Genomic DNA, 9,527 nt, shown 5'->3' with positions numbered 1-9,527 from the left:
TCGGCGCCTGCACTCGGCGCTCGGCTACCGGCCGCCCCTGGAGGTTCTCAACGAGGCCCTTGCAATCCAGACGGCCGCATAGGCTGCACCCATAACACGGCTGTCCGGAATCATCGTGGCCCCTCACTCGGCGACCTGGATGAGTTCGCTGAGGTTGTCGCGTTCGAGCTGGCGGGCGACGACGGCAGAACGTGGTCTCGTGGGTCGCCGGCGGACGGGACGAGCAGAACGACGGGATCTGTGCGGTGCACGGCAGACTGGACCTGTGCGGCAGTCAGGCGACGATGGCGGGGCGATGGCCAGGGGGCATTGGGGCCTCCTGCGAGAGGCTGTGGAGCATCTTGCGTGGTCAGCCTCCGATCAGATCAAGTGGCTTGGGGCAATGATGCTCCCCGATGAGCTGGCCCTTGATTTCGACAACGTCTATAGGTCGTCCTGGCTGTCGCGGGAAGCTGGATGGATCACTGACGAACTGTCTGGATATCTCGACGAGATCGACCGGCTCCTCACCGACCTCACAGAGGAAGGCCCAGGGCCCTGGAGCGCCGAGGGGTTACAGGGGCACCCCGCTTGGGCGCGGTTGAGAATCCTCGCCCGCCGCGCTCTGGACCTCACGCCTCCAGCCCCTTGGACGGTCAGCTCCGAGACTTGAATCGCCAGCCGGTATCGTGCCATGGCTCTCGGTAACGAAGGGTTAAGCGCGTTTACTCACGACTGAGTTCGACCGCGGGACGATGGCAGACGGGATGATCGGGCAGGGTGTCCAAGGGGCTGCCATCCCCGATCTGGTCGGCCGTGTGGGCGCTGGTTGAGTAGTGAGTTGAGCCGGAAGGCGCATTGGCTGAGACGCGATAATCGGCATCCTTGCGCCGGAGGTCTCACGCTTGGCTCGGACCGCCAGGGGATTCGTCCCGTACACCGTCGAGAAGCGCAGTCCGATGGATGTAAGCAAGACCCGCCCGCCTGACGGCACGTTCTGGAGAGCGTGCTCTCGCACTTGCAGTTGGCCGCCGGAAACTCAGGCGTTCTCGAGTCGTCGGTGATGCACCGTCAGGGGCTCGATTTCAGTGATGTCGTCGTCGACGACGAGTTCGACGCGGAACCGAACCGCCATTGCCGCACCAAGGCGTAGCAGTGTCGCGATATCCGGAATGCCGCCGCCGCCCTCGATGCGAGACAGGGCGGGCTGGGACATCCCCGACCGCTCCGCCACAATCTTCTGCGACAAGCCTCGGCGCATACGGATCGCTCGCAGCTGGTCTCCGAGCTCAAGGTCACGGCCTGCCTGCTCGTATTCGGCGTGGGGCTGCGCATCCGCCTCCATCTCGCGCAGGCGCTTGGCCTTGTAGGTGTCCCACCGACTGTGACTCATCAGGCGCTCCTCTCGAACACGTGTGTGGTGGTCGGGTCGTGCTCTGCCTCACACCGCTTCTTGGCGGCGATCGCCTGGCCGATGTCGGCGGCCTGCGTGCCGTCCTGGGGGTAGAGAGGCGTTGACACCAGTCCTCGTCGGCACATGGGTGACGAGTTTCGAGGTAGCCGTAGATGTCGGTGCCCACGCCGGCAGGGTAAGGGGTGGGCGGATGCGCGGTCGATGTGCAGCCGGGAGGTGTCAGGCCTTCGCTGTATCGATCGCGTTCATCCATTCCCGGCGGCGGTGCACGACGAATCGGAGGCGTTCGTCGTTTCGCAGGGTCAGTTCCATGCCGTTCGGCACGATGGCGAGTGTGTTGACCGGGGCCGTCGAGATGATGTCCTTGAGCGGCCAAGCCCAGACGCCTGCCTGGTAATTCACGGAGTGAGCGTGGAAGACCAGCCAATTGCTGGTGAGCCAGAGCCGGCCGCCCACGGCCTCTTTGCCGCGCCACAGATTGGCGTTGCCTTTGCGGACGACTGCCTCGCCGGGTTCGGCGATGATGTCCGTGCCGTGGAACGCCTTGCCTAAGTCCTGTGCATCCATGCTGTGTTCTGCTCCTGGTCGTAGGGTATCGACGGTGGTAACCGCGACGGCATGCCCGCAGAGGTCAGAGGCGCGAGGAGCTGCAACGTGGGACCGCCACGCTGACACCGGAACCGCGCATGCCGGCCTGGCGCTAATTCTCGTCGAAGAGTTCGATGATCCGCTGCAGGGCGTCCGGGCGGGCGCTGACAGGTAGTGGGTCGACGAGGTGTAGCGGGCAGCCGAGTGCGGTGGCGCCGGTGTCGGCGTGGCGGTCGTCGCCGACCATGAGGACGCTGTCGGGCGGCAGCGTGAGCTTGTCGCAGGCGGCGCGGAAGATGCGGGGGTCGGGTTTCGTCACGCCGAGTTCGTAGGAGAGGACGAAGGCGTCGATGTACTGGGTGAGGTCGTGGAAGGCGAAGACGGTGCGCAGGTCCCAGCCGATGTTGCTGACGACCGCTGTGGGCACTCCGCGACGGTGCAGCTCCTGGAGGACGGGACGGGTGTCCGGGTAGAGCTGCCAGGCGATCGGCTGGAGGGCGCGTTCGTAGAGGGCGTCCGCGAGGGACGGGTGCGGGAGGCGGGCTTCGCGGGCCAGGGCGGTGTAGCAGGCGCGGTGGTGGTCGTCGGTAAGGTCGCGGTCGCGCCAGAGGTCGGCCAGGTGGTGGGGGAGTTCGCGGGGGGTGGGGCCGCCTGGTTGGGCGCCCATGAATTCCAGGCGGTTGGCGCAGGCGGTGATTTCGGGGTCGGTGAGGGGGTGCCGGCCGCCGGTGTCGTGGAGGACGGCTCGTAGCCATTGTTCCGTGGGTTCGATTCGTAGGAGCGTTCCGGAGAAGTCGAACATCACACCCTTGAGCAACGATCGCCCTCGTGCTTTCGCTCGTGTGTCAGTGATGGATCTGGTGGGGTTGCGGCGTTCAAACGGCTTGCCCGCTGCGGTACTGCCAGACGAACTCCAGCCACGGCGGGGCCACCCCCGTGAAGTGGGCCCAGCTGCCTGGCTCCGCGCCGGGGTAGTCGCCGCGTACCTCGGAGAGGTGGGTCAGCGTGAAGCCCTCGCCGATCAGGGTGTTGACGATTCGGCTCAGCGTCTGGCGGTATTCCCTGGGCTCGCGGATGCCGGGAGGGCCGGAGGGGGCGCGGGTATAGACCCAGTCCTGGTCGGGGTAGGAGGTGGCGGCCTCGTCCGTGTAGGGCTGGGTGAGGGTGTAGCCCTCGCCGTTCCAGGAGTGGTGGGTCAGGCCGGAGAAGAACGGGTTCGCGCACATCAGGTAGTAGTGGCCGCCGTTCGCGATGACCTGGGCGACCTCGTGGAAGACGACGCGGGAGTCGGGGACGAAGGTCAGCGAGTACGGGTGCCAGACCAGGTCGAAGGCGGTGTCGCCGAGGGGTGAGAGGTCGCGCATGTCGCCCTGGACGGTGCGGAGGGCGACGCCGTAGTGGTCGGCGGCCGAGCGGTCCCGTTCCAGTTGGCCGGAGGAGATGTCGAAGACCGTCACGTCGGCTCCGAGCAGGGCGAAGGCCGCGGACTGCTGGCCGCCTCCGCTCGCCAGGCAGAGCACCTTGCGGCCCGCGACGTCGCCGGGGACGCCCAGCCGTTCCAGGCCCAGGTAGGCGCGGGCCTTCTCCTCGTCCAGGTCGAGCATGGGACGGGTGAACAGCGCGTCCGCCTCCACCAGGGCTTCCCAGCGTTCCGCGTTGTAGCGGTAGATCTCGTCCTGCACAGCGAACACCCTAGCTTCGCTCAACGGGCGGAACGAGTTGATTTCGGGGCGGTCGGGAAGTCGCGGCTGCGGCGGAGCGGGCTGAGGAGGAGGACGGTGAGTGAGCTGAGCTGGATCGCGGCCATCAGCCACATCGTCTCCCTGACGCCGACCGACTCGCCCAGCAGGCCGCCGAGCAGCCCGCCGAGGGGGATCGCTCCGTAGTTCAGCGCCGAGGTGCTGGCGGTGATGCGGCCGAGGAGGGCGGGTGGGCAGTACTGCTGGCGGAAGGTGCTGGTCAGGATGTTCGAGGCGACGACGCCTGCGGCTGTGCAGAAGCCCGACGTGGTGAACAGGGCCATGCCCGGGTCGCCGCTGGTCGGGCCGAGCAGCATCATCGGGGCTGCGAAGGTCTCGCAGAGGAGGAAGGCGCGGGCTGTGCCGAAGTGGGTGGCGATGCGGGTGGCGAGGGTCGCGCCCAACAGGCCGCCTGCGCCGGACAGTGCCAGTAGGAGGCCGGTCTGGGCGGAGGTCGCGCCGAGGTGGTGAGTGAGGAAGACGATCTGGATCGAGTGGTAGCCCATCAGTGCGATGTTGGACAGTGCGCTGAAGAGGGTCAGGGGGCGGAGGTAGGGGTCGCGGAGGACGAAGCGGATGCCGTCGAGAATTTCCGTGAGCAGTCGCCGCCCGGACGAAGCGTGGGGGACGGGCTCGCGGGTGCGGATGGAGCGTAGGCACAGGGCCGAGATGCCGAAGCTGATCGCGTCGGCCAGCACGCCGCTGACCGCGCCGAACGTGTGCGCGAGGAGGCCGGCCAGGCCGGGGCGTGCGATCTGGGCTGCTGATTCGCTGCCCTGGAGTTTGGTGTTGGCCTCCAGCAGTCGCTCGCCCGCGACCAAGACGGGCAGGTACGCGCGGTAGGCGAGGGTGAAGAAGACCTTGGCCACGCCGCCCGCCACGGCGACCACGAGCAGGTGCGTCGTCGTGAGTGTGCCGAGCCACGCCGCGGCCGGCACGCTGGCGAACGCCGCCATCGAGGTGAGATCGCAGGTCAGCATGATCGGTCGTTTCGGCAGGCGGTCGACCCACGCGCCGGCGGGCAGGCCGATGAGCAGCCATGGCAGCCAGGCGGCTGCGGTGAGCAGTCCGACGGTGAAGGTGTCGGCGTGGAGTGTTGCGACGGCGATCAGTGGGAGGGCCACGCCGGCGATGGAGCTGCCGAGCATGCTGGTCGTCTCGCCGATCCACAGCAGCCGGAAGTCCCGCATCGTCAGCAGCCCGCCAGATGCGGCGCGTCCCGCGAGCGGAGGGGTGGGGTCGGGGTCACGGGCGGCCGGGGACGGCGCGGACGGTGAGGAAGACGAGCTCACGCTCCTGACCGTCATCCGGAACCTCCCGATCAGCCACCGAAGCCAGCAGATCCAGCACCCGCTCCTCCAACTCGGCAAGCTCCCCCACCGACAAGCGAGCCCAGTGATCGGCGGTGAACGCCGCCCGCCGCCACGGCTCCGGGTACCCGTCACGCTCGGCGATCCACTGCCGGACAAGCCCGGCCTGCCGATCGAGCAGCAGCGACTCGGCCGCCGCCGCGACCGGATCGTCGGGAAAGTCGGACGGCGACCAGCTCAGCACGTCAGGAGACCGGCGCCACCACCGCTCGCGACGATCACGGGCCAGCTCGGGAGCCTCCTCGACCAGCTCACAACCAGCGAGAACCTTCAGGTGGTGGCTGATGTTGCCGACGGCCTGACCGGTCGCGGCGGACAGGGCTGAGGCGGTGGCGGGCCCGTCCACCCGAAGCAGGTCGAGCAGGCGGCGCCGCAGCGGGTGGGACATGGCGGCGAGCACCTTGGAGTCACGGATCTCGCGCGTCGGACGGTCGGAGGACATGGAGACGAGCCTAGATACACAAGAGGTCTTGTACAACAGCTCTTGTGTAACTACCCGCGGAGCAAGGCGTTGAGGCGGGCGGCCTGGCGCGTGAGATGGTCGCGTTCGGGCAGGTTGGGGGCGGAGCGGGCGGCCTCGGCGTACAGGCGCGCCGCCGTAGCCAGGTCCCCGTCACGCTCACGCAGGTACGCCTCGGCCGCGGTGTAGCGGGGCAGGGACGGGTCGAGCTCCGCCAGGGCCGCCAGCCCGGCGCGCGGGCCGTCCGCCTCGCCGACGGCCACCGCCCTGTTGAGGCGGGCCACCGGGTTGTCGGTGAGAAGCAGCAGCTCGTCGTACCACTCGACGATCTGCACCCAGTCGGTCTCCCCGGCCGTGCGCGCGTCCGCGTGCAGCGCGGCGATGGCGGCCTGCGCCTGGAACTCGCCCAGCCGGTCGCGGGCGAGGGCGGCCTGGAGCACGTCCACGCCCTCGGCGATCAGGCGGGTGTCCCAGAGGCAGCGGTCCTGCTCGGCGAGGGGGATGAGCCGACCGTCCCGGCCCGTCCTGGCGGGGCGGCGGGCGTGGTGCAGCAGCATGAGCGCGAGCAGGCCCGCCACCTCCTCGTGCTTGGTCCTGGCCGCGAGCTGGCGGGTGAGCCGGATCGCCTCGGCGGCGAGGTCGACGTCCCCCGAGTAGCCCTCGTTGAAGACGAGGTAGAGGACGCGCAGCACCGTGGCGACGTCGCCGGGCTGGTTGAAGCGGACGGACGAGACGGTCCGCTTGGCCCGGCTGATGCGCTGGGCCATGGTCGCCTCCGGCACCAGGTAGGCCTGCGCGATCTGGCGCGTGGTCAGGCCGCCGACCGCGCGCAGCGTCAGCGCGACGGCCGAGGCCGGCGTCAGGGACGGGTGCGCGCACAGGAAGTAGAGCTGCAGCGTGTCGTCCACCGGGTCGCCCGGCTCCGGCGCGGGCTCGGCCTCGACGCGCACCTCGCGGTCGCGGCGGGAGGCGTCGGCGCGGGTGGCGTCCAGGAACTTGCGCCACGACACGGTGACCAGCCAGCCCTTCGGGTCGCGGGGCGGGTCGTCCGGCCACACGCGCACGGCCTCGATCAGGGCCTCCTGTACGGCGTCCTCGGCCGCCGCGAAGCCGGCTCCGCGGCGGACGAGCACGCCGATCACCGTGGGGGTGAGGGCCCGCAGCAGGGTCTCGTCCACCGTTCGTCACTCCGTGACGGTGGAGTGCGCGGACAGGAACGGGCGCACCTCCAGCCACTCGTGGATCGGCTTGCCGCCCGCGCCGGGAGCCGCGGACAGCTCGGCCGCCAGCTCCAGCGCCCGCTCGTACGTCTCGACGTCGATCACCATCCAGCCGGCGATCAGGTCCTTGGTCTCGGCGAACGGCCCGTCGGTGGCCGGCGGCCGGCCCTCGCCGTCGTAGCGGACGAACGTGCCCTCAGGGGAGAGCGCCTGACTGTCGACGAACTCGCCGGTGGCCTCCAGCCGGGCGGCGAAGTCCCGCATGTACTGCATGTGGGCGGAGACCTCCTCCGGCGTCCACTGGTCCATCGGCACGTCGTTGACCGGAGCGGGTGCGCCTCGGTAGTGCTTGAGAAGCAGGTACTTGGCCATCGTATTCTCCTGTCTGCGGTGTTCGTGGAAACGTTCAGGACTGCTGGCGTGCGGCTCGCTCGTGCATGAGCTCCTCGACGGCGCTCGGCAGCGTCGTCTCGAAGTCGATCAGTTTGACCCACGTCGGGGTGACGACGACCCGCACCATGCCGTCGTAGAGCGAGCGCACCTCCGCCTCCCACCCGACCCGCTGCTCGGGGGTCATCTGGTAGCTGCCGTTCATCTGGAGGTACTCGTCGGGGATGCCGTCGACGACGTCCAGCTCGGCCTGGCCGCGGATGAGCAGGATCTTGGGCGGGTGCACCTCGGTGTCGATCGTCAGGGCGACCGCGGGGTTCTCGCGCAGGTGGGCGAGCTTGGGGGCGTTCTTCGTGGTGCACATGACGATCTGCGAGCCGTTCCAGGTGAAACCGATCGGGACGTTGCGCGGGGTGCCGTCCTTGGCGACGTAGGCGAGGCGGGTCAGGTCGCGGGCCAGCAGTTCCTGGCTGTACGGGCGGTTCAGGATCTCGGTGATCTCGTGCTGCCGCATGACTGTTCCTCTTCCTCGTCGTCGCGGGCCCTCGTGGCCGCTTGTGCCCCTGGGACGGAGCCGGCGCGACGTTCTCGACATCCCTGCGGCCATTTATTTTTTGAGGTCGAGCCGGGCGGCGGTGGGGAGGTGGTCGCTGCCGGTGGAGGGGAGGGTCCAGGTGCTGGTGGCGGGCGCGTCGCGGGTCATGATGTGGTCGATGCGGGCGAGTGGGAACGCGGCGGGCCAGGTGAAGGCGAAGCCGTCCAGGGCTGGGGTCAGGCGGGAGGTGAGGGGGGAGAGGCCGCGGTCGTGGACGGTGCCGTTGAGGTCGCCCATCAGGACGATTCGGGCCAGCTTCTCCCCGGCGATCTCGGCGCCCAGGGCGGTGGCGCTCTCGTCGCGCCAGGCCGTGCCGAAGCCGTCCTGGGGGCGGATGCGGACCGAGGGGAGGTGGGCGACATATGCCGCTATGTCGCCTGTCGGGGTTTGTACGGTGGCGCGCAGGCCGCGGTTCCAGTCGGCGGTGATGTCCTTGGGCTTGATGTCGAGGGGGCGGCTGTGGGTGATGGGGTATCGGGACCAGAGGCCGATCGTGCCCACGAAGAGCCGGTGGGGGTGTTCCGGGGTGAGGGCCGCTTCGTAGACGGGCAGGGTCTGGGGGGTCAGTTCCTGGAGGGCGATGAGGTCGGCTCCGGCGCGGGCGAGGGTGTTCGCCGTGGTGGCGGGAGTCGCGTTGTCGTCGGCGACGTTGTGCTGGAGCACTGTGAGGGTGGACGTGCCCGGAGGCGAGGTGCGGGGGAACACCCAAGCGCCGAACATGACCGCCCAGACCAGCGCCGGCACGATCGCTGCCACGATCGCGGCGGGTGAGCGTCGTAACGAGGCCAGGGCAAGCAGGGCCACGGCAGGCAGGCCGAGCCAGGGCAGGAACGTCTCCAGCAGGCTGCCGAGGTTGCCCACGGCGTTGGGGACGGCCGAGTGGAGCGCCAGGAGCGCGGCGACCAGCACGGCGAGCGACCCCAGCACCCACGGCTTCCGACGCCGCGCACCCGCGCCCGGTCCGTCAACGCTTGGCCCGTCCGCGCTCGGTCCGTCAACGCTTGGCCCGTCCGCGCTCGGCCCGTCCAGGCTCAAGGGACCCAGCGGCGGGCCGGGACGGCCGTCTCCCGGCCCGTGCCGTCGCCGTCACGCTCGACGAACCACGCGTTCCTGTCGGGAAGCACGCTCAACGCCTCGTGCAGCCGGGTGCCCACGTAGTGCAGCGCGACACCGTCCTCCGTGGCGTACCCAGGCGGAAGCGTCCCGTCGCCGACCAGCCGCCGGTACGTGTCCCGCCGCGGCTGGTCGCCGAGGTCGTCGTGGACGCCGTTGCTGAACGGCAGGAAGCCGAGACAGTCGTGCACCGGGTCGAGCTGGTCGCCGAAGGAGTCGGTCACCCCGCCCAGGTGCCAGCACAGGCTGCCGGCGCTCTGCCCGGCCAGCACCACGCCCGCCTCCCAGCACTCCCGCAGGATCTCCTCCAGCCGGTGCGCCCGCCAGACCGCCAGCAGGTTCACCACGCTGCCCCCTGACACGAAGACGACGTCCTGGGAGAGCAGGTGCGCGCGCACGTCCTTGACGTTCGGCTGGGTGAAGAGCTGCAGGTGGGAGAGTTCGGCGTCGCCGAGTTTCGGGACGAGTCCGTACCAGCCGTCGATCTGCTCCCGCGCGTCTCCGGTCGCTGTGGCGATCAGGCAGACGCGCGGCCTGGGCACCTCGGCCAGTCGCATCGCCTGCCAGATCTGCACACCCACGTGGGTGAACCCCTCAGGCGGATAGAGCACTCCTGAGCAGGCGAGAATCTGTGGCTCTCGGGTCATGAGCATGATCCT

The 9,527-nt window shown here is 69.4% G+C and carries 12 protein-coding genes; all 12 read right to left on the bottom strand.

Features of this window, described 5'->3' with window-relative positions; translation table 11 throughout:
- Positions 1-1,018: 1,018 nt before the first annotated feature.
- The gene (locus tag ABD331_RS53210) at positions 1,019-1,372 is read right to left on the bottom strand and encodes a helix-turn-helix domain-containing protein (RefSeq protein ID WP_344493907.1); all 354 of its coding nucleotides are present in this window, start codon (positions 1,370-1,372) and stop codon (positions 1,019-1,021) included.
- On the bottom strand, positions 1,372-1,500 hold the full coding sequence (locus ABD331_RS53205; protein ID WP_344493905.1) for a hypothetical protein: 129 nt from the start codon (positions 1,498-1,500) through the stop codon (positions 1,372-1,374). Before ABD331_RS53205 ends, ABD331_RS53210 begins: the two co-directional genes overlap by 1 nt.
- Before the next feature lie 112 nt (positions 1,501-1,612).
- A complete protein-coding gene (locus ABD331_RS53200) occupies positions 1,613-1,960 on the bottom strand; it encodes a GRAM domain-containing protein (protein WP_344493903.1) in 348 nt (115 codons plus the stop codon).
- A 133-nt stretch (positions 1,961-2,093) separates the two neighbouring features.
- On the bottom strand, positions 2,094-2,798 hold the full coding sequence (locus ABD331_RS53195; protein WP_344493901.1) for an HAD family hydrolase: 705 nt from the start codon (positions 2,796-2,798) through the stop codon (positions 2,094-2,096).
- 58 nt (positions 2,799-2,856) lie between these two features.
- Positions 2,857-3,663: a class I SAM-dependent methyltransferase gene (locus tag ABD331_RS53190; RefSeq protein WP_344493899.1), complete on the bottom strand. Its 807-nt coding sequence runs from the start codon at positions 3,661-3,663 to the stop codon at positions 2,857-2,859.
- A gap of 20 nt (positions 3,664-3,683) precedes the next feature.
- Positions 3,684-5,012: an MFS transporter gene (locus ABD331_RS53185; RefSeq protein ID WP_344493896.1), complete on the bottom strand. Its 1,329-nt coding sequence runs from the start codon at positions 5,010-5,012 to the stop codon at positions 3,684-3,686.
- Positions 4,966-5,532 carry a helix-turn-helix domain-containing protein gene (locus ABD331_RS53180; RefSeq protein ID WP_344493894.1) on the bottom strand — a complete coding sequence of 189 codons (567 nt, stop codon included), beginning with the start codon at positions 5,530-5,532 and terminating at the stop codon, positions 4,966-4,968. The genes ABD331_RS53185 and ABD331_RS53180 overlap by 47 nt, the downstream gene beginning before the upstream one ends.
- A 50-nt stretch (positions 5,533-5,582) precedes the next feature.
- Positions 5,583-6,728: an RNA polymerase sigma factor gene (locus ABD331_RS53175; RefSeq protein ID WP_344493892.1), complete on the bottom strand. Its 1,146-nt coding sequence runs from the start codon at positions 6,726-6,728 to the stop codon at positions 5,583-5,585.
- 6 nt (positions 6,729-6,734) lie between these two features.
- A complete protein-coding gene (locus tag ABD331_RS53170; RefSeq protein ID WP_344493890.1) occupies positions 6,735-7,142 on the bottom strand; it encodes a YciI family protein in 408 nt (135 codons plus the stop codon).
- Between the two features lie 34 nt (positions 7,143-7,176).
- Entirely contained in the window at positions 7,177-7,674 is a 498-nt protein-coding gene (locus tag ABD331_RS53165; RefSeq protein WP_344493888.1) for a pyridoxamine 5'-phosphate oxidase family protein, read from the bottom strand.
- 93 nt (positions 7,675-7,767) lie between these two features.
- A complete protein-coding gene (locus ABD331_RS53160; RefSeq protein WP_344493886.1) occupies positions 7,768-8,682 on the bottom strand; it encodes an endonuclease/exonuclease/phosphatase family protein in 915 nt (304 codons plus the stop codon).
- 104 nt (positions 8,683-8,786) lie between these two features.
- Positions 8,787-9,515 carry a Type 1 glutamine amidotransferase-like domain-containing protein gene (locus tag ABD331_RS53155; protein WP_344493884.1) on the bottom strand — a complete coding sequence of 243 codons (729 nt, stop codon included), beginning with the start codon at positions 9,513-9,515 and terminating at the stop codon, positions 8,787-8,789.
- Between the last annotated feature and the right edge of the window lie 12 nt (positions 9,516-9,527).

Source organism: Nonomuraea monospora, from assembly GCF_039531895.1.
In the GTDB taxonomy this organism is placed as follows: Bacteria; Actinomycetota; Actinomycetes; order Streptosporangiales; family Streptosporangiaceae; genus Nonomuraea; species Nonomuraea monospora.
This window is presented reverse-complemented; position numbering and strand designations above follow the sequence as displayed.

What these genes read in the sequence shown, in the direction of transcription:
- ABD331_RS53155 (WP_344493884.1), bottom strand. Translation starts at nt 9,515, where the DNA reads ATGACCCGAGAGCCACAGATTCTCGCCTGCTCAGGAGTGCTCTATCCG.
- ABD331_RS53170 (WP_344493890.1), bottom strand. Translation starts at nt 7,142, where the DNA reads ATGGCCAAGTACCTGCTTCTCAAGCACTACCGAGGCGCACCCGCTCCG.
- ABD331_RS53210 (WP_344493907.1), bottom strand. Translation starts at nt 1,372, where the DNA reads ATGAGTCACAGTCGGTGGGACACCTACAAGGCCAAGCGCCTGCGCGAG.
- ABD331_RS53200 (WP_344493903.1), bottom strand. Translation starts at nt 1,960, where the DNA reads ATGGATGCACAGGACTTAGGCAAGGCGTTCCACGGCACGGACATCATC.
- ABD331_RS53165 (WP_344493888.1), bottom strand. Translation starts at nt 7,674, where the DNA reads ATGCGGCAGCACGAGATCACCGAGATCCTGAACCGCCCGTACAGCCAG.
- ABD331_RS53180 (WP_344493894.1), bottom strand. Translation starts at nt 5,532, where the DNA reads ATGTCCTCCGACCGTCCGACGCGCGAGATCCGTGACTCCAAGGTGCTC.